The sequence below is a fragment of the Alloyangia pacifica genome, from assembly GCF_900116195.1.
In the GTDB taxonomy this organism is placed as follows: Bacteria; Pseudomonadota; Alphaproteobacteria; order Rhodobacterales; family Rhodobacteraceae; genus Salipiger; species Salipiger pacificus.
This window is the reverse complement of sequence record NZ_FOZW01000002.1, coordinates 399396-418612: the sequence shown is the minus strand read 5'-3', so window position 1 is coordinate 418612 and position 19217 is coordinate 399396. Positions and strand designations below refer to the sequence as shown.

The following is a 19217-nucleotide window of genomic DNA, read 5'->3' as shown; positions in this document are numbered from 1 at the left end:
TCACTTCCCCTTTTTCGAGGCGGACATCGAGGTCGCCATGTTGCGGAAGGTGTCGTTCATCAGGACCGCGATGAGCAGCATGACACCGATGATGAGCGACGAGAGGTTTCGGTCGAAGGGCGTGTAGCCGATGCCCTGCTGGACGATCGCCAGGGTCGCGGTGCCGAAGAAGACGCCCGCCACGGTGCCGAAGCCGCCGGTCAGAAGCACCCCGCCGACGACCACCGCGATGATGCAGTTGAAGATCAGCGCGAAGTTGGTGGTGGTGGTGGCCGAGTTCGACAGGACCGTCTCGCAGACACCCGAGAGGGCAGCGGCCATGGCGGTCAGGATGAACAGCGAGATCTTCAGCTTGTTGATCGGGATACCGGCGTTGCGGGCGCTTTCCTTGTCGCCGCCGAGCGCGAGGATCCAGTTGCCCCAGGGCGACATGTGCAGCACGTAGTAGAGCGCGGCGGCAATGGCGATCCACCAGAAGACCGAGGACTGGAAGCCCCAGAAGTGGTAGTCGCCGAAGATGAACTTCGCCACCGGCGGCGAGGTGAGCGCCTGGCTCGTGGTGTCGGTCAGCAGCAGAGACAGGAACAGCGTCAGGCCGGAGACCGCGAAGAGCGTCGCGAGTGTGACGATCAGCGAGGGCACATTGGTGCGGGTCACCAGCATGCCGTTGATCCAGCCGACCACGAAGGCGATGCCGAAGGTGATCAGCAGGCCGACGACGAAGGGCAGCCCGTAGAAGCCGCAGGCGATGGCCATCGACATCTTGGCCGCCGGAACCATGGCACCGATGGAAATATCGAGTTCGCCGGCAATCATCAGGAAGCCGATGGGAATTGCGATGATCCCGATCGTCGAGGCCATGTTGACCCAGGACGAGGTGCCGAAGGGCGACAGGAAGTTCCGATCATACCCGAAGTACGCGAAGAAGACGAAGACCAGTACCATGCCCATGAAGGCGCCAACCTCGGGACGGCGGAACAGGGCGCCGATGGAAAAAGACGGCGTGGCGGCGGGCCGCGCGGGTTTCGATGTCTGTGATGTGGTTTCCATGGTCATACGGTTCTCTCTGGCAGGGGTGCGGTCTCCGCGCGGGCACCCTCGGGGTGCGCGAGCGCCGGGCGGGACGTCCCGGACCTTCTGGCCCGGGACCGAGGTCGCGGTGACTTAGCGGGCGCCCTTCGACACGCCGGCGAGGGCGGTGTCGATGTTCGACGCGTCGACGATCGCCGGTCCGGTCAGCACCGGATCGGTGGCCAGTTCGGTGCCGAAGTCGATGTGGGCGGCGAGCATGGCGGTGGCGAGGAAGCCCTGCAGGTAGGGCTGCTGGTCGATTGCCATTTTCTGGGTGCCGGCCTTGATCCTGTCGAGCGCGGACTCGCTGAGGTCGAAGGAGCCGACCATCACCCGGTCCTGCGCGCCGATCTGGGCGACGGCGTTGGTCGAGGCGTCGGCGGACCAGGCGGCCAGCGAGATCACCGCGTCGATCGACTGGTCGGCGACCAGCTCGGACTTGATCGATTCCGCGGTGCCGGTGATGTCTCCGTCGAGGTTGGCCGGGGTGCGCAGGATGATTACCTCCGAGCCGCCCTCCTCGCCGCCTTCCTTGACGCCGGCGCAGCGGCTTTCATGGTTGACCGCGCCCGGGGTGTGGATGTGGCAGAGGATCTTCTTCGCGCCCTGCTCGGCCATGTAGGCACCGCCGGCCTTGCCCGCGACGAACTCGTCCGAGCCGAAGTAGTTGACGCCCTGAACGTCGTCCTTCACGTCCTGGCCGGAGTTGTACATCATGATCTTGATGCCCTTCCCGGCGGCGGCCTGCAGCGCGGGAACCTGTGCCTCGGGGACCCAGACCGGGATCGCGATGCCTTCGACGCCCTGTGCCACAGCCTGGTTGATCAGGTTCACCAGATCCGGGCCGAAGTTGTCGTAGTTGGGCGTGCGCAGGTAGTTCACCGAGCCGCCGTTCGCCTCGACCATCAGGGTCGCGTCGTCCACGCCCTTCTTGATCAGGTTGAAAAAGCCATCCTCGATCGAACCGGCGATCACCGCGATGTTCGCAGCAGAGGCCGGAACGGCGGTGGCTGCGAGAACGGCGGCGCAAACGGTCGCTTTCAGGGTCTTGGTCAGTTGCATGCGTAGTTCCTCCCTAAGGTACGTCACCGCCTTGTGGCGGCAGTCAACGTCCGTGGACCCGGTCCCGCGCTCCTCTTGCGGTGTCCCGGCGGACAACTCGGCTGGTGCGCAGAAGCCTCACGCCCCCTGCGCATGCGTCGCGGCATCGTGCCGCGGAAAACCTGTGAACTCCTCCATGTGACACGGCTCCTCTGCCGCATCTGCCAGGGCCTCCTCGCCGCTGGTCTCTGAACATTGCCGATTGACATAAATCAGATCAATCGTACCAATTGGGATAGATGCATTTCGTATCAATATGTCTCATACGAATACCACTGTGAGACAAAATGAGACAAATGGAGCAGGTCATGTCACGTCCCACAATCAAGGATCTGGCACGGGAAGCGGGGGTCTCGGTGGCCACCGTGAACCGGGTGATCAGCGGCGCCGAATCCGTGCGCCAGTCGACGCGCGAGATCGTCCTCAATGCTGCTGAGAACATTGGATTTTACGGGCTCGGAACGATCGAGAGCTCGGTCTTTCAGGGGCGGGAGACCCACCGTCTGGCGATCCTCCTCCAGCAAGGCCACAGGGTGTTCTACCGCGGGCTCGGGAACGCCCTCTTGCGCGCCGCCGAGGCCTATGCGGGTGCAAACATCTCATTGGAGCTAGAATATCTCGACGACCTCTCCCCAGACCATGTGGCAAGCAGAATCACCGCGCTCGGCCAGACGTCGGAATCGCTCGGAGTCGTCGCGGCAGAGCACCCGATGGTCTCGGACGCGATAACCGCGCTGATGGAAAGCGGCGTGCCGGTCTCGGCGCTAATCGGCCCGCTCTCGGCCCGTGGCAACGTCGGATACATCGGACACGACAACTGGAAAAAGGGCCGGATGGCCGGCTGGGCCTTTCACAAGTGCTGCCCCAAGCCCGGCAAGATCGGGATCCTGCTGGGCAACCACCGCTACCGCAACCAGGAGATCAACGAGAGCGGCTTCCGCTCCTATTTCCGCGAGCACAATTCCGACTTCGTCCTGCTTGAGCCGCTGCCCACGTTCGAGTCCGCCGCAGTCGCACGGGAAATGACCGAAAAACTGTTCCAGGAACATCCTGACATGTGCGGGCTCTTCGTCTCCGGCGGCGGCATCACCGGCGCGCTGGCAGCGCTGCGCGAGCACAAGCCGGAGGAGGGTTTCGTCTGTGTTGCCTACGAGCTTTTCGATGCCACGCGGGCCGCGCTGATCGACGGCACAATCACCATGACCCTCTCCTACCCGCTGGAATGCTTCGCGCGGCAGATCATCGAGACCATGGTCAAGGCCAAGAAGGCTGGCCCCGAAGCCGGGGCGCAGCGGGTGAACATCCCCTTCGACGTGCACACCTCAGAGAATGTCTGAGCCGCGCGGCAGCGACTATCCCTCCGCGTGCTTTTGCGCGATCAGCGTTGCATAGGCCTGAAAGCCGAGCAACGTGCCGGCATCGCGGCGACGGGCGTATTCGTCCATCAGGCCCTGCGCCAGCTCGGGCCCGATCTGTCCCCTATCGCGCATCATGTTGGTGGTGAATTGCACCCAAATTATCATGCCATCGTCGTCGCGAATGACCCGCGGCGACATCCAGAAATCCCGCGTCTCGAAGCCAGCCCCACGCGCGATCTCCGCGAGTTGGCCACAGATGAAGGGATCGACCACAAAGTTCTGCTGGAAATAGACCTGGCATGCGGCCAGTGGATCGCCCGGGAAACTGGCCAGGCTGCCTTTGGAAAAATCTCCGTCAAAGATCACCAGCCAGCCGCCATTGCGCAGCACGCGAAAGGCCTCGTCGAGCAGCGGAGCGGGATCCGGCACATGGCTCAGCACCGTGTGCAGCACCACGAGATCCACTGACGCATCCTCGAGTCCAAGCGCCGTGCCGTCGCGGGTCTCGAACCGCAGGTTGCCGATCCCCTCGGCCAATGCGCGGGCATGCGGCAGGAATCCCGCGGCCGGTTCGGTGGCAAGCACATCGGCCGCAGGAGCCCAGGCTGCAATCCGGCGCGAGACCGGTCCGGAGCCGGCCCCGATCTCGACGACCCGCTTGATCTGCGCCTTCGGAAGCGCCTCGAGGTAGCGGTCCACGGCGGCACTCATCACCGGTTCCGCCGCGCGCCTCTCCAGCGCCTCGACCGCCACGGCGATGAAATCGTCGCCCGCTGCACTCATGTTGGAAAATGGATCTGCCATGGCGCTCCTCCCCTTGGCCATTGCCTCGACTGGGCGGATGCGAGCCACCCGGCATCACGCTGCGGCGACACCCCGACCGTGTCGACGCGCGAGCTCGGTCACCGCCGCAAGAATAGCATGGAAACCGCGTCGGCGCAGTCCGATCCGCGAGCTGGGCCGATGTGGCGGCATACCGGAGCGACGTTGCGCCCGGGCTGGCAGCCCTGAGCCAGTCCGGTTTGGAGTACCGCTTCGGCGGCCACGGGCGCGTAGCGAAACGTCAATCGCTCTCTGCACAGGTCCGGACTACCCAATCGCCTTTGTTGCAAGGCATCCGACGTCAGACCCACTGGCGTCTCCTGCGGCTGCGCCCCAAACGCAATCCGTCCGATCGCGCAGGGCGCGCCCAACTTCCCGACGCGAACATCGCTTTGGCGCAGGCAAGGCGAGATTTGCGCCGCGAGACTCGGTCACACATGTATACAAGCCCACCTATGCTTCGGGCGCGAGCTCCAGCCCAACGCCGCACAGCTTCCGGTCAAATCTCCGACCAAAAGTCCGTACTTTGCACAATTATTAGAAGAGGCACCGCTCCTACCCAAAAAAGCCCGGGCCAAGGGGATGCAATCCGCGTCGGCAGGATGAGAGTCGGTATACAAAATGACATGACAATTAAAACAACAGGGACCCTGACATGAGACTTCTCACAAGCCTCGCAACCGCCGCCTTCGCCCTTCTCGTCGCGCAGGCAGCCAGCGCGCAGACCGTCGCGCTCGGCACCACCAAGGGCGGCTCGACCGGACAGGTCGGCACCGCCATCGCCAATATCGCCACCACCGCTGGCGAGATCCGGGTGATCCCGCAGGAGACCGCCAACACCGCGCAATACATCCCAATGGTCGATCAGGGCCGCATCGAGTTCGGCATCGCCAACTATCCGCAGACTGCCTTTGCCATCACTGGCACCGGCCTCTCCGAGGGCAAGCCTTCCGAGCACCTGCAGATCGTCGCCACCCTCATGGACTTCAAGTCCGGCATGCTGGTGCTGAAGGCATCGGGCATCGAGAGCACCGCCGACCTTGCCGGCCACAAGGTGCCGCGCTTTCCGGACAACTCGCTGGGCGATTTCGTCATCCGCGCGGTGCTGGCCACCGCGGATCTCACCTATGACGACGTCGAGGAAGTGCCCATGGCCAACTTCCCCTCGATGTTCCAGGGCCTGAAGGACGGCACGCTCGACACCTCCATCGCCACCATCGGCTCCGCCGCCGTGATGGACATCGCTGCAGCCGCGGGGGAAGTGAAGTTCCTGTCCTTCGACGAGGCGGATGACGCCGAGCAGCTCGACTCGGTGCTGCCGGGCACATTGGTCTACGACGTCACCGGCTCCGAGCAGCCGGGCGTCGAGGGCGAGACGAAGATCTTCGGCTACCCCTACCTGCTCTTCGCCAACGACGAGACCCCGGCCGAGGTCGTGACCGCGATGATCAAGGCGCTCTACGAGGGCAAGGACGCGCTGCTGGCGACCTCGCCGATGTGGGACACCTTCTACCCCGACACCATGGCCCGCGCGACCGGCCTGCCCTACCACCCCGCTGCCGCCGCCTTCTACGAGGAAAAGGGCCTGCTGCCGGAAGGCTGACCCCACCCCGGGCCGCCGCAGCCCGGCGCCGCGGCGGCCCCGCTTCCCTGACGACCCAAGACACCGGAACAGCGCATGAGCCAAGACACCGTCCCGAAACCCCTGCTGACCGCGCAGATCATGGCCGCCACCGTGCCGTTGCTGGCGATCATCTGGGTCCTTAAGCTGCCCACCCACATGGGCCTGCTGATCTTTCCCGAACAGATCGCGGCGGTGATGCTGGCACTGTCGCTGGCGACCATCTACCTCAACACCCGCGGCCGCTCCGGCCTGCCGCGCGGCGTGGACATCGCGCTTGCACTGCTGTCGCTGGGCGTCGGCGGATGGGTCTTCGCCCGCTTCCAGGTGCTTTCCGAGCAGGCGATCTACTACCCGACCGAGGCGCTGATCCTCGGCGTCTGTGTGGTCGGGCTGGTGCTGGACACGGTGCGCCGCGTGCTGGGCTGGGTGCTGGTCGGCATCTTCGCGCTCTTCGTCGCCTACGCGCTGTGGAGCGACGTGTTGCCGGGCGCGCTGGCGGGCCGGCCGATGCCGCTGACCGAGCTGCTGCAATATCTCGCCACCGACAGCGCCGCCACATGGGGCTCGTCGCTGCAGGTGGCCAGCTTCGTGGTGGTTGTCTTCGTGCTCTTCGGCGGCTTTCTGATCGCCGTCGGCGGCGGCGAGTTCTTCACCCAGCTGTCGATGCGGGTCTCGGGCTCGGGCCCGGGTGGCGCGGCAAAGATCGGCGTCACCGCGTCGGCGCTCTTTGGCTCGATCTCCGGCTCGGCGGTGTCGAACGTCATGTCCACCGGGGTGATGACCATCCCGATGATGATCCGCTCGGGGCTATCGCGGGTGCAGGCCGGGGCGATCGAGGCCGTCGCCTCCACCGGCGGCCAGCTGATGCCGCCGATCATGGGGGCAGCGGCCTTTCTTATGGCGGAGCTGCTGCAGGTGGACTACCGCGAGATCCTCGTTGCAGCCTTGCTGCCGGCGCTGATCTACTACGCCTCGATCTTCCTGCAGATCGACTTCCTCGCCCGCCGCGACAAGGTCGGCTCGCTGGCGGGAGAGCGGCGCGAGGCGATGAAGACCATCCTGCGCGCGGGCTGGAGCACCATGCTGGGTTTCGTGGTGCTGCTGGGCAGCATCTTCGTGCTGAACCGCGAGGCCGAGGTGGCCGCCACATGGACGGTCTTTGCGCTGGTGATTGCCGCGCTGATCGCCCAGACGCTGCGCCCCGGCATGAGCGGCAGCCTGACGCTGCGCGGCTGCTGGTCCGCGCTGAGCAAGACCGGCCAGGCCGTGGCCGAAGTGCTGCTGGTCACCGCCGCCGCGGGCATGATCGTCGGCATCCTGTCGATCACCGGGCTCGGCTTCACCCTGTCGATCCTGCTGCTTGACCTTGGTGGCAGCACGCTCTTCGGCATGCTGGCGGTCACCGCGCTGGTCGCCATCGTGCTGGGGCTCGGCCTGCCGACCACGGCGGTCTACCTGCTGCTCGCCTCGCTGGCCGCCCCGGCGCTGGTGCAGGTCGGCATCCCGCCGATCGCCGCGCACATGTTCGTCTTCTACTACGGTATGCTGTCGATGATCACACCGCCCATCGCGCTCGCCTCCTTCGCCGCTGCGGCGATCTCCGGAGCGGGGCAGATCCGCACCGGCGTCGAAAGCTTCCGCGTCGGTTGGGTCGCCTACCTGCTGCCCTTCCTGTTCATCTACAAGCCGGCACTTCTGATGGACGGCACGGCGGGCGAGATCCTCTACGTCGCGGTCTCGTCGCTGGTGGCGCTGGTGCTGGTTGCCGGAGGGGTGATCGGGCATGCGCTGCGGCCCCTGCAGGGCGTGATGCGGCTGCTTTGGGCCGGAACCGGGCTGGCCACAATTGCCCCGCTCAACGCGCTCGCGGGGCACGCGGTGGAATGGGGCGTCTCGGCCTTCGGCCTGCTTCTGCTGGCGCAGCACCTGACCCCGGTGCTGCGCGCTCGCCGCGCAGCGACCTGAACGCGGTGCCCCGGCCTCTATGGCCCGGACGCCGTTCAGCCCTAGAACTTCAGAACTGAAAAGGCGCAGGCTCCGGGATGGAGACCTGCGCCTTCGGCCTTGGCAAGACATGGGGGCGGCATCGCCGCCCCGGCCCGGTGATCACTCGCAGCCGTCGGCCGCAGCTTCGGCGAACTTGGTCCATTCGCCCCCCTTGATCTCGATGACGTAGCCCGGGAGCTCGGCATCGTGCCCCTGGAAGCAGACGTCGTCGCCGACGATCCCCGAGAAGCTCACGCCCTCCATCTGCGCGGCCAGCGCGGCCCGTTCCTCGTCCAGCTGCGCCGGATCGCCGGTCGTGCCCGCGGCCTCCATCAACTGCTTGAGCAGATAGACCCCGTCATAGGCCTGCGCGTCGGTGTGGTGCGCGCCCAGCTTGTGGATGCCGCGCGCCTCGACCTCGGCCAGGAACTTGGTGTTGAAGGCTTCGGACTGCTCGGTGCGGCCGTGCCAGAATCCCGCGACCACCATCGTGCCATCGCCCTCTTCGCCAAAAAGCTCGGTCACCTGCGGATCAGCGAAGATCTGGGAGCCGATGATCCGGCCCTCGAACCCCTGGCGGCGCAGCTCCTTGATCAGCTTCGAGGCGCTGTCCGGCAGCGCCGCGACGGCGACGATGTCCGGGGCCTTCTGCATGATGCCCGCGACCTGAGCCGACATGTCGAAGCTCTTGCGCTGCACCGGGATCGGCTCGCCGGTCTCGATCCCGGCCTTGGCCAGCATCGCGGGATAGAGCTGCGTGCCCGCGCTGTTGGCCACGACCTCATCCGAGACGTAGACGATCTCGGCGGTGGCATGCGGGATGTCGGAGGCGGTGAGCGCGGTGAGCAGGCGGCCGAACTGCTTCTCTTCGTCCTCGGTCAGACGCCAGGTGTACTCGGCACCTTCGGTCAGCCCCGGTGCGGAGGCGGCGGTGGGGATCATCAGGGTCCCCGCGCGCTCCGCCATGGTCATCGCCACGCGGGTCTCGCCCGACGAGAACGGCCCGAGGATTGCCACCACGGCGTCATCCTGGATCAGCTTGCGCGCGCCGGTGGCCGCCTGCTTGGGATCCGAACCGGTGTCAAATTGCACTAGCTCGATCTGCTTGCCGTTGACCCCGCCCGCGGCGTTGATCTCTCCAACGGCAATGTCGAAGGCGGTGACCGCAGTCTCGCCCACCGACTTCAGAAAGCCGCTCTGGGTGACGAGGTTGCCGATCTTGATGGTCTCCTGCGCGAGGGCCGGCAGACCCGCGAATGAGGCAGCGCAGAGCGCTGCCGCGCCGAGGAGGTGTCGTCTGGTGGTCATGAGAGTGCTCCTTGTTGGTCCGTTGTTTCTTGGTTTTCCGGGGGACAGGGGACGGTTCACGCCGCCCCGAGATAGGCTTCGGCAAGGCTCGGATCAGCCGCCAGTTCCGCGGCGGACCCCGAGAGCATCTCGCGTCCCAGCTCGAGCACGACGCCGCGCTGTGCCACATCCAGCGCCATGTGGGTGTTCTGCTCGACCAGCAAGATCGACAGCCCGCCGTCGTTGATCTCGCGGATCAGCGCGAAGAGCTTGGCGACAAAGAGCGGCGAGAGACCCAGCGACGGCTCGTCGAGCATCATCAGCCGGGGCCGTGAAATCAGCGCCCGGCCCACCGCGAGCATCTGCTGCTCGCCGCCCGAGAGCACGCTGGCCTTCATGTCGCGGCGCGTGGCGAGGTTGGGGAAGCGCTCGTAGATGGCGTCGAGATCGCGATCAAGCCCGCCTTCCCCGCGCAAGTAGGCCCCCATGAGCAGGTTCTCGTGCACGGTCATCGACACGAAGATTTGCCGCCCCTCGGGCACCAGCGCCATGCCCGCCGCCAGCCGCGTGGCCGGGCTTGCATTGGTCATGTCGCGCCCGTCGAAGGTGATCTTGCCGCCCTGCGGCTTGCGCGCACCCTGCAGCGCCCGCAACAGCGAGGTCTTGCCCGCACCGTTCGAGCCTAGCACGGTGACGATTTCGCCCTCGGCCACCGAGAGTGACACGCCGCGCACCGCGCGGGTGCGGCCATAAGTGACCTCGAGGTCCTTCACATCAAGCAACATGGGCGTCCTCCCCGGCGTGGCGCGGACCGAGGTAGGCTTCGAGGACCTGCGGGTCCTTCTGCACCTCGGCGGTCGGGCCGTCGTAGATCTTGCGTCCGAAGTTGAGCACCACGGCGGTGTCGCAGAGGCTGCGCACGAGGCTCATGTCGTGCTCGACCACCAGCAGCGTCACACCGGTGCCGGCGATGCGGTCGAGGAAGGCCATGAGTTCGGCGGTCTCGGTGCCGTTGAGTCCCGCCGCCGGCTCGTCGAGCAGCAGCAGGCGCGGCCGCGCGGCCAACGCGCGCACCAGCTCGATCTTCTTGCGGATGCCATAGGGCAGCGTCGCCACCTCCTGCCCCGGCCAGGTGCCGAGACCCATGTCGGCGAGCAGCGCCTCCGCCTCGTCGCGCGCGGGCGAGCGGCCGAAGAGCTTCAGGGGTGCCCACATGCCGCCGGGCCGGTCAGCACGCGAGTGCTGCCCTAGCATCACGTTCTCGACCACCGACAGGTGCGGCATCAGGCGGATGTTCTGGAAGCTGCGCGCCATGCCGAGCCCGATGCGCGCGCGCGAGGGGGCATCATCGATCAGCGCGCCGCCGAGGCGGATATGCCCCTTGTCCTGCCGATAGACGCCCGACAGAAGATTGAAGATGGTGGTCTTGCCGGCCCCGTTCGGGCCGATCAACGCAACGCGCCCTCCCTCGGGGGCGATGAAGCTCACATCGTCGATCACCGTCAGCCCCCCGAAGGAAATCGACAGGTTCTCGACTGAGAGGATCGGTGTGCTCATTCGGTCACCTCCACGGCGGTGTCTTTCGCGCGGCGGCGCGGATGGGTCAGGCGCTCGATCGCGGCGCGGGTGATCAGCCCCTCGGGGCGGAAGACCATCATCAGCACGGTCACCACACCGAGGATCACGAAGCGCCAGCTCTCGTCGGGAGTGGAGATCACCCCGGTCTTGCCCAGCAGCGCCGAGAGCATCTCGGTCAATGCCGGCAGACCCGCGCGCAGCAGCTCCGGCAGCAGCGTGAAGAAGGCGGCCCCGGCAAACGGCCCCCAAGGCGTCTGCGCGCCGCCCAGCAGCACGTAGAGCAGCACGTAGATCGACAGCGCCGCGTTGAAGTTCTGGATTTCCACGAAGCTGTAGGCATGGGCGTAGAGCCCACCCGACAGACCCGCCAGCGCCGCGCCGATGCCGAAGGCGATGACCCGGATGCGCGGCACGTTGACCCCCATCAGATCGGCCACGAGATCGTCGTCATGCACCGCCCGCACCACCAGCCCGAAACGCGTCGACATGAGGTAGAAGCACAGCAACGCAGTCGCGGCGGCGGCGATCACCGGCACCTGCCAGTCTATGAAGGTTGGCACCGGCATGCCCATGGCCCCGCCGAGGCTGTCCGAGTTCAGGATCACCCCGGCGACCACCTCGGCAAAGGCGTAGGTGCCGAGCACGAGATAGACCCCCTTGAGCCGCAGGATCGGGAAGGCGAAGAGGTAGCCGACAACTCCGGTGACCACGGCCGAGGCGGCGATGGTCACCGCCAGCGGCATCTCCATCTCGAAGGCGAGCCAGGCGGCGGCATAGGCCCCGACAGCCTGGAACCCCGCCCCGCCGAGGTTGAGCTGCCCGGCGGCCACCGCGAGGTAGATGCCGTAGGCAAACACCACGTTGATCGCCAGCAGCGTGAGAAGTCCGGCCCAATATCCGCTCATCACAGTTTCCCCTTGCCGATGGCGTTGTGGCCAAAGAGACCCTGCGGCCGGGCCAGCAAGGTCAGCAGCAGCGCCCCCCAGACCGCCACCTGCACCGCGTCCGCGCCGAAGAAGTGCACGGTGAGGATCTCGACCAGCCCGACGACAATGCCGCCCGCAACTGCGCCCCAGAGCGAGCCGAGCCCGCCGACCACCATGCCGGCGATCGCCTTGGAGCCGATGTCCTCGCCCATCTGCGGCGAGACCTCGCCGTAGTTGACCGCGAAGAGTGCCCCCGCGAGGCCGCAGAGCAGCCCGGTCAGCAAGAAGACCATGGGCACGACGCGGCCGGTCTCGACACCGAGGATGGCGGCGGCATCCGGGTTCTCGGCGATGGCGCGCAGCCCGCGCCCGATGCGCGTTGCGCGCATGATCCAGGCCAGCCCGACGATCAGCGCTAGCACGATGAAGAAGCTGACAAGCTGCGGCACCCGGAAGAACAGCCCTCCGAACTCGGCGGTCAGATCCCCCGAGGGACCGGGAAAACGCTGCGCATCACCGCCGTAGGCGATGCGCACGAGGTTCTCGAGGATCAGCAGGAAGCCGAGCGACGAGACGAGCGGGATCGCGTGCTCGGTGCTGTCGCCGTATTTCGTCTGCAGGTAGCGGAAGGTGAAGCGCTCGACGACCAGCGAGCAGAGGATCGCCGCCGCGATGCCGATCGCCAGCGCCAGCGGCCAGGGCAGCGGCCCCGACAGACCGAAGGGCAGCCCGAAATAGGCCAGCCCCCAGCCCACCATGCCGGCGAGCATGAACAGTGTCGGGATGGTGAAGTTCAGGAAGTTGAGGATGCCAATGGTCAGCGTGAAGGCCACGGCGACCGTGACGTATACCGAGCCGAGCATCAGCCCGTTAACGATCTGTTGCAGGAGTAGCATGCCCATCCTTCGCGAGTTTTGTACACAAGCGGAAACCGCCTCATGCCATTTGTCTGCACGATTCTCCGACTCACGGAAGGCCGGAAACGAGGCCAGGCCGATAGTTCACCCCCAGATGCGTCTTTTCTCGAAACAGTTGCCTCAAATTTAATCTCCATCCATGAATCGCTATTTTTCAGCAAAAAGTGCGATAGTGTCATAGGCGCAGATGGAAATCCGCACCCCGCCTCAACACAAAACTCAGGGGAGACTAAGCCCAGATCTCCTAAAAGATCGCACCTGTGACGGGGAACGATCTGGACAGGATGGCTCGCATTTGTAATGACCTTCGGTATACATTGTATGATTAGAAGGACGCGTCAGATGAGTGCATCGCCGGGCCAAGGAAACGACCGCGTGATCGTGGTGGGCGCGGGTCCCGTGGGTCTGGTGGCCGCCTGCTCGCTCGCCGCCGAGGGGATTCCCGTCACCATCCTCGAAAAAAGCGAGGACCTGCCCAAGGACCTGCGCGCCTCGACCTTCCATCCGCCGACCATGGACATGCTCGACCGCTTCGGGGTGATGGAAAAGCTGATCCCGCGCGGGCTCGTCTGTCCGAACTGGCAGTTCCGCGGCCGGACCGAGGGGGTCATCGCCACCTTCGATCTGGGCCTGCTGGCGGGGGACACCAACCACCCCTACCGGCTGCAATGCGAGCAGTGGAAGCTCACCGAGATGCTGCGCGACCTGATCGAGACCTCGGAGATGGCCGAGATCGTCTACAAGGTCCGCGCCACCGGCCTGACGCAGGACGCCGACGGTGTGACGCTCACCGTCGAGCATGAGGACGGCAGCACCGAGCCGATGCGCGCCGCCTATGTGATCGCAGCCGACGGCGCCCATTCGCTGCTGCGCAAGGCACTGGACATCGAGTTCGAGGGGATGACCATTCCCGAGATCTTCCTCTCCATGTCGACGCCCTTCGATTTCTCGGCGGCGATGGAGGATCTGACCCCGATCTCCTACATCACCGACCCCAAGGAGTGGGCGGTGATCCTGCAGACGCCGAGCCTCTGGCGCGTGCTTCTGCCGACCGATCCGGGCCTCACCGACGAGCAGGTGAAGGACCCCGAGGGCATGGAGGCGCGCATGCAGGCGCTCTGCCCCAAGCCGGGCCGCTACGAGATCGCCCATGCCACCGCCTACCGGGTACACCAGCGGGTGGCGAAGAACTACGTAAAGGGCCGCGCCTTCCTCGTCGGTGATGCCGCCCACCTCAACAACCCGCTCGGCGGAATGGGGATGAACGGCGGCGTGCACGACGCGGTGAACCTCGTAGAGAAGCTGGCGCTGATCTGGCGTGGCGAGGCGGGAATGGACCTTCTTGACCTCTACGAGCGCCAGCGCCGGAAGGCCTGCATCGACACGGTGCAGCAGCAATCGATCCGCAACCGCCGGATGATGGCCGAAACCGACCCCGCCGCGCGCGCCGCCTATCACGAGGAGCTGCGCCGCACCGCCGAGGACCGCGCCGCGCATCTCGCCTTCGTGCGCAAGTCCTCGATGATCCAGTCCCTGCGCGATCTCGACGCGGTGGCCTGACGCACCACCCGATGGACCGCCTGAAAGACCTCCCCCACAAAGGAACACGACCGTGACCGACAGCCTTGGCTACCGCATGAAATTCGGGGTGATCGCCCCCTCGACCAACACCTCCGTGCAGCCCGAATTCGACGACATGCGCCCGGTGGGCGTGACCAACCACTTCTCGCGCATCGTGATCCCCGATGATCCGGTCAACTCGGACGAGGATTTCAACGAGCTGGTAATGCGCATTCGCGGTGCCACGATGGAGGCGATCGACGCGGTCAAGACCTGCGACCCCGGCGCAATGATCATGGGCATGTCGGCCGAGACCTTCTGGGACGGCAAGGATCGCGCCGACACGCTCAAGGCACAGGTCGAGGAGCGCGCCGGAATGCCCGTCGCCATGGGTTCCGACGCCTGTCAGGCGGCGCTGTCGAAATTCGGCAACGTCAAGCGCATCGCCGTGGTCACCCCCTACATGCCGATCGGCGACGAGCAGGTGCGCAAGTTCTTCACCGACTGCGGCTACGAGGTGGTCACGGTGAAGGGGCTGAAGTGCAAGAGCCCCATGCTCATCGCCCATGAGACCGAGCAGACGCTGCGCGACGCGATCATCGAGGTGAACGACCCCTCGGTCGAAGCCATCGTGCAGGCTGGCACCAACCTCGCGATGGCCCGCGTCGGCGCCATGGCCGAGTTCTGGCTCGACAAGCCGGTGATCGCCATCAACACCGCGACCTACTGGCACGCGCTGCGGATGAACGGCATCGAGGACAAGGTGCAGGGCTTCGGCTCGCTCCTGTCGCATTACTGAGGCGCAGGCGGATGCACTACGATTTCATTCCGCAGCCCGAGCGCGAGAAACTGGTCTTTCCGAACGGGAAGACCATCGCCGTCATCCTGACCACCAACCTCGAATACTGGGACAAGGAGCGCGACGATCCCGCGCCCTATTATCCCGGCGGTCCGGGGATCGTCGGCGGCACGCTGCCCGGCAACGTCTACGACAACCCCAACTGGACCTGGCGCGAATACGGCCAGCGGGTCGGCGTCTGGCGCATGTTCGATGTCTTCGAGGCCGAGGGCATCCCGACCTCCTGCACGATGAATGCCAAGATGGCGCTGGAGCGCCGCCCGGTGATCGAGGCAGCCATGGCGCGCGGCTACGAGATCGTGCCGCACAACTTCGTGCAGACCGACCTGCTGACCGACTTCGCTCATGACAAGGACGCCGAGCGCGCGGTGATCCGCGAGACGCTGAAGGTCTACCGGGACGTGGTCGGCAAGCCGGCGCGCGGCTGGCTCAGCTCGTCGCTGCGCTCGACTCTGAACACCGCCGACATTCTTGCCGAGGAAGGGCTGACCTTCTTCACCGACCTGCTGAACGACGACCAGCCCTATCTGATAAACACCGAGTGCGGGCGTGACCTCGTGTCGATCTCCTACACCTCCGAGGTCAATGACTTCACCGTCTTCATGCGCCAGGGCATGGACGTGGACGGCGCGATCAAGGTGTTCAAGGAGCAGTTCGACTGGCTGCGCGGCGAGGCGATCACGCAGGGGTCGGGGCGGGTGATGAACATCGGCCTGCACCCGCATGTGGTCGGCCAGCCCTTCCGGATCCGTGCGCTGCGGGACTTTCTGCGCTATGTGAAGCAGTTCGACGATATCTGGTTCTGTTCCCGCGAAGAACTGGCAGACTGGTATCTCGACCACTGCGCGCAAGGCGCCCCAGAAAAGAGAGCCGTATGACACCCAGCGAGTCCGATCTGCAAGACCTGCCCTCCGTGGCCGACCTTGGCCGCCCTGCGGACCGGGCCTATCACACCATTCGCGCGGCGATCCTGTCGCGCGAACTGCCGCCCGGCGCACATCTCGCCGAGAGCACGTTGGCCGAGATGTGTGGCGCCTCCCGCACCCCGGTGCGCGAGGCGCTGCAGCGCCTCAGCGCCGAGGGGCTGGCGCTCTCCGAAGGGCGCAGCCGCTTCGTCGCCGACTTCAACTACGACGAGGTCTCGGTGGTCTTCGAGCTGCGTGCCCGGATCGAGGGCTATGCCGCCAGCCTCGCCGCCCGCCACATCACCGATGCCGAGCTGGAGCGGCTTGCCGATCTCGTCCGGCAGATGGACGAGGTCCCGGCCACCGAGCCGGAGAATTTCGTGCCGCTCAACGACCAGTTCCACAAGCTGATCCTCAACGCCACGCGCTCGACGCAGCTGCGCTCGGTCACCGCGCAGGTCTTTGCGCTGCCGCTGGCGACGATCAAACAGTTCCTCTGTGACCAGCCGCTCGACCCGGTGCGCTCGAACTCCCACCACAAGGACATCCTGCGCGCGCTGCGCAGCCGCGACCCGGAATGGGCCTCCGCCGCGATGCTCGGCCATATCCTGTCGAGTCGGCCGCTGCGCTCGGAGGTCCAGAAAGACAGGGCTCCATGACAGAACTCTCCGGGCGCGTCGCGCTCGTCACAGGCGCCTCGCGCGGGCTTGGCCGCGAGATGGCGCTTGAGCTCGCCACCACCGGCGCCGCGCTGGCGCTGCACGGCAGCCGCGACAGCGACGCGCTCAGCCAGACGCTCTCCGAGGTCCGCGCGCTCGGCGCAAACGCCGAAGCCTTCACCTGCGACGCTGCCGACGCACAGGCCTGCGCCGCCACCATCGCGGCGATCGAGGCCCGCCTTGCCCCGGTCGACATCCTCGTCAACAACGCCGGACTTGGGATGCGCGCCATCTCCGAGACCTTCAATACCGAGCCGACGAAGTTCTGGGAGGCCGATCCGGGGGCCTGGGCCCGGATCATCGCCACCAACGTCAACGGCCCTCTGAACTTCGCCCGCGCCGTGGTGCCCGGCATGATCGCCCGCGGCTGGGGGCGGATCGTCAATATCTCGACCTCGGATGTCACCATGGTGCGCCGCGGCTATTCACCCTACGGGCCCAGCAAGGCCGCGCTCGAGGCCGCCTCGCGGGTCTGGGCGCAGGACCTCGAGGGCACCGGCGTGACGGTCAACGTCTACTTGCCCGGCGGCGCCGCCGACACCGACCTGCTGCCGCCCTCGCCGGACAAGAAAGGCGCCGACGGCAACCTCCTGCCCGCCGGGATCATGCGGCGTGGGATCAGCTGGCTCTGCGGGCCCGGTTCGGACGGGGTGAGCGGCGGGCGCTTCATCGCCCGGCTCTGGGACCCCGGGCTGCCCGCGCCCGAGGCCGCCGCGGCTGCGCGCGCGCCGCATCGCCCCAAGCCGGAGATCATGTAACCCGTGCTGCACCTTGCCCCCGACCTCACCCTAGAGCGGATCATCGACCTCGATCCGTTCCGCCTGCCGCTCGATTTCCTGTTCCCCGATGCCAGCCTCGATGCGCTGGAGCCCGCAAAGGTCTGGCTGGAGGGCTGGCATCTGGATTTCGCCAGCGCCGAGGTGCTGCTCGGGGTCCAGAGCCACCTGCTGCGCATCGGCGGGCGGATCATCCTGATCGACACCTGTGTCGGCGACTGCAAGCAGCGCCCGGCCCGGCCCGAATGGCACCAGCGCAGCGGCGCGGACTATCTGCACCGTCTTGCCGCCGCCGGGGTTCGCCCCGAGGAGGTGGACGTGGTCTTCTGCACCCATCTTCACGCCGATCACGCGGGCTGGAATACCCGACTCGAGGACGGCCGCTGGGTGCCCACCTTCCCCAACGCGCGCTACCTCGTCGGTCGCGCCGAGCTGCGCCACTGGATGGCCGAGGAGGCCCGTGCGCCGGGCGTCGCCGGACATGGGGTTTTCGCCGACAGCGTGCTGCCGATCCTCGAGGCGGGACTGATGGACGAGATCGAGGGCGGCGCCGATCTCGGTCCCAACCTCACGCTGGAGCCGGGGCTGCTGCAAAGCTGCGACCTGTCCGGGCATTCGCCGGGCCAACTCGGGCTGTGGCTCTCGCACCCAGGCGGGCGGCTGCTGCTCTGCGGTGACGCCGTGCATTCGCCGCTGCAGCTGGCGCAGCCGGACTGGTCCTCGCGCTTCTGCTTCGACGGCGCCGAGGCCGCACGCAAACGGCGCGCCCTGCTGGCCGAGCTTGCCGAGAGCGGCGACCTGCTGGTCCCGGCCCACCTGCGCGGCGCCCTGGCGATGCGGGTGCGGGCCGAGGGGGACGCCTGGCGCGCGGAATGGGTCTGAGGGGGATGCGATGCGTGCGCCGTTCAGCCGGGACTGCGGGTGCGCTGGATCTTCATCTTGTAGGTCAGCTGGTCGGCAGGATGCCAGTTGATCGAGCAGATCAGCACCCCCTGCTCAGTCACGTAGCGGCGCAGCAGTTGCAGCGACTGCGCCCCGTCCGCCAGGCCCAGCAGCCGCTGCGGCACCTCTGGCATGGCGCGGGCCCGGATGTCCTGTTCGACCACGTCGATGGGAACGCCGGCCGCCTCTTCCAGCCGGGCAAAGAAAGGCCCTCGGGTCTGGCCAAAGCCCGCGACGACCTCGCGGAACCGCTCGGGTACGAAGGACTCGATGAAGCACAAGGGCCGCCCGCCCGGCTCGGTCCAGCGCACCCCGTCGACGCGGATCCAGCGTTCACCCTCTACGCCACCTACGGTCTCGGCCAGCGCCGCATCGAGCACCACGTCCTGTTGTCCCATGAGCACGAAGTAGGTCTCGACCGCGACCTGGAAGAGTTCCTGAAGGTCGGTGAAGCTCTGCGCGTAATGCACCTGCGGGTGGCTCGAGATGACGCGGGTTCCGACCCCCTGCCGGCGCTCGACGAAGCCGCCCTCGGTCAGATGGCGCAGCGCCTCGCGCACGGTGAAGCGCGAGGTCTCGAATTCCGCCGCCAGTTCCACCTCGGTCGGCAGCAGCGAGCCCACCGGGTAGAGACCGTCGCGCAGCCGCTGCTCGAGCTGCCTTTGAAGGCGCGCGTAGCGCGGCCCCACGGTCTCCTCCGCCGCGCCGGAAAGCGTGCCCTTGGCAGGCAGGTCTTCGGACATGTGACTGTAACTCCTCCCGTTTCCCGATCCGGCAGACGCCCCG

The 19217-nt window shown here is 66.5% G+C and carries 18 protein-coding genes; 9 read left to right on the top strand and 9 right to left on the bottom strand.

The genetic code is table 11. The features are described 5' to 3' along the window. On the bottom strand, positions 1-1056 hold the full coding sequence (locus BM397_RS06445) for an ABC transporter permease (RefSeq protein ID WP_245695948.1): 1056 nt from the start codon (positions 1054-1056) through the stop codon (positions 1-3). A gap of 108 nt (positions 1057-1164) precedes the next feature. Beyond that, entirely contained in the window at positions 1165-2133 is a 969-nt protein-coding gene (locus BM397_RS06440) for a substrate-binding domain-containing protein (protein ID WP_092420006.1), read from the bottom strand. Between the two features lie 347 nt (positions 2134-2480). Between BM397_RS06440 and BM397_RS06435 the strand changes: the two genes are divergently transcribed. Beyond that, a complete protein-coding gene (locus BM397_RS06435) occupies positions 2481-3509 on the top strand; it encodes a LacI family DNA-binding transcriptional regulator (protein ID WP_176806481.1) in 1029 nt (342 codons plus the stop codon). 15 nt (positions 3510-3524) lie between these two features. Here the strand turns inward: BM397_RS06435 and BM397_RS06430 are convergent, their stop codons facing one another. Further along, a complete protein-coding gene (locus BM397_RS06430) occupies positions 3525-4334 on the bottom strand; it encodes a class I SAM-dependent methyltransferase (protein WP_176806479.1) in 810 nt (269 codons plus the stop codon). A gap of 673 nt (positions 4335-5007) precedes the next feature. Between BM397_RS06430 and BM397_RS06425 the strand changes: the two genes are divergently transcribed. Both BM397_RS06425 and BM397_RS06420 read left to right on the top strand, forming a co-directional pair. Further along, positions 5008-5955 (top strand): TAXI family TRAP transporter solute-binding subunit, encoded by a 948-nt coding sequence (locus BM397_RS06425; RefSeq protein WP_092419998.1) that lies wholly within the window; start codon positions 5008-5010, stop codon positions 5953-5955. A gap of 75 nt (positions 5956-6030) precedes the next feature. Next, a complete protein-coding gene (locus BM397_RS06420; RefSeq protein WP_092419995.1) occupies positions 6031-7941 on the top strand; it encodes a TRAP transporter permease in 1911 nt (636 codons plus the stop codon). A gap of 141 nt (positions 7942-8082) precedes the next feature. Here the strand turns inward: BM397_RS06420 and BM397_RS06415 are convergent, their stop codons facing one another. Genes BM397_RS06415 through BM397_RS06395 form a run of 5 tightly spaced genes read right to left on the bottom strand, consistent with a single transcriptional unit; the run spans position 8083 to position 12649 of the window. After that, a complete protein-coding gene (locus BM397_RS06415; protein ID WP_092419993.1) occupies positions 8083-9270 on the bottom strand; it encodes an ABC transporter substrate-binding protein in 1188 nt (395 codons plus the stop codon). A 56-nt stretch (positions 9271-9326) separates the two neighbouring features. Continuing rightward, on the bottom strand, positions 9327-10034 hold the full coding sequence (locus BM397_RS06410) for an ABC transporter ATP-binding protein (RefSeq protein WP_092419989.1): 708 nt from the start codon (positions 10032-10034) through the stop codon (positions 9327-9329). Continuing rightward, the gene (locus BM397_RS06405) at positions 10024-10806 is read right to left on the bottom strand and encodes an ABC transporter ATP-binding protein (protein WP_092419987.1); all 783 of its coding nucleotides are present in this window, start codon (positions 10804-10806) and stop codon (positions 10024-10026) included. Before BM397_RS06405 ends, BM397_RS06410 begins: the two co-directional genes overlap by 11 nt. After that, on the bottom strand, positions 10803-11732 hold the full coding sequence (locus BM397_RS06400; RefSeq protein WP_092419985.1) for a branched-chain amino acid ABC transporter permease: 930 nt from the start codon (positions 11730-11732) through the stop codon (positions 10803-10805). Before BM397_RS06400 ends, BM397_RS06405 begins: the two co-directional genes overlap by 4 nt. Then, a complete protein-coding gene (locus BM397_RS06395) occupies positions 11732-12649 on the bottom strand; it encodes a branched-chain amino acid ABC transporter permease (RefSeq protein ID WP_092420593.1) in 918 nt (305 codons plus the stop codon). Before BM397_RS06395 ends, BM397_RS06400 begins: the two co-directional genes overlap by 1 nt. A 363-nt stretch (positions 12650-13012) precedes the next feature. On the opposite strand from BM397_RS06395, the gene BM397_RS06390 reads away from it, so the two are divergent. The 6 genes from BM397_RS06390 to BM397_RS06365 are packed head-to-tail and all read left to right on the top strand — an operon-like array spanning position 13013 to position 18371. Then, positions 13013-14230 (top strand): FAD-dependent oxidoreductase, encoded by a 1218-nt coding sequence (locus BM397_RS06390; protein WP_092419982.1) that lies wholly within the window; start codon positions 13013-13015, stop codon positions 14228-14230. Between the two features lie 52 nt (positions 14231-14282). Then, positions 14283-15029, top strand: a complete 747-nt coding sequence (locus BM397_RS06385) for a maleate cis-trans isomerase family protein (protein ID WP_092419979.1) — start codon at positions 14283-14285, stop codon at positions 15027-15029. Between the two features lie 11 nt (positions 15030-15040). Next, positions 15041-15967, top strand: coding sequence for a polysaccharide deacetylase family protein (locus tag BM397_RS06380; RefSeq protein ID WP_092419976.1), 927 nt, complete (start codon positions 15041-15043; stop codon positions 15965-15967). Continuing rightward, positions 15964-16653: a GntR family transcriptional regulator gene (locus BM397_RS06375; protein WP_092419973.1), complete on the top strand. Its 690-nt coding sequence runs from the start codon at positions 15964-15966 to the stop codon at positions 16651-16653. Before BM397_RS06380 ends, BM397_RS06375 begins: the two co-directional genes overlap by 4 nt. Then, positions 16650-17471, top strand: a complete 822-nt coding sequence (locus BM397_RS06370) for an SDR family NAD(P)-dependent oxidoreductase (protein WP_092419972.1) — start codon at positions 16650-16652, stop codon at positions 17469-17471. Before BM397_RS06375 ends, BM397_RS06370 begins: the two co-directional genes overlap by 4 nt. 3 nt (positions 17472-17474) lie before the next feature. After that, on the top strand, positions 17475-18371 hold the full coding sequence (locus BM397_RS06365) for an MBL fold metallo-hydrolase (RefSeq protein WP_092419969.1): 897 nt from the start codon (positions 17475-17477) through the stop codon (positions 18369-18371). A 23-nt stretch (positions 18372-18394) separates the two neighbouring features. Here BM397_RS06365 and BM397_RS06360 read toward each other — a convergent pair whose 3' ends face one another. After that, entirely contained in the window at positions 18395-19174 is a 780-nt protein-coding gene (locus tag BM397_RS06360) for a GntR family transcriptional regulator (RefSeq protein WP_092419966.1), read from the bottom strand. Positions 19175-19217: the final 43 nt, after the last annotated feature.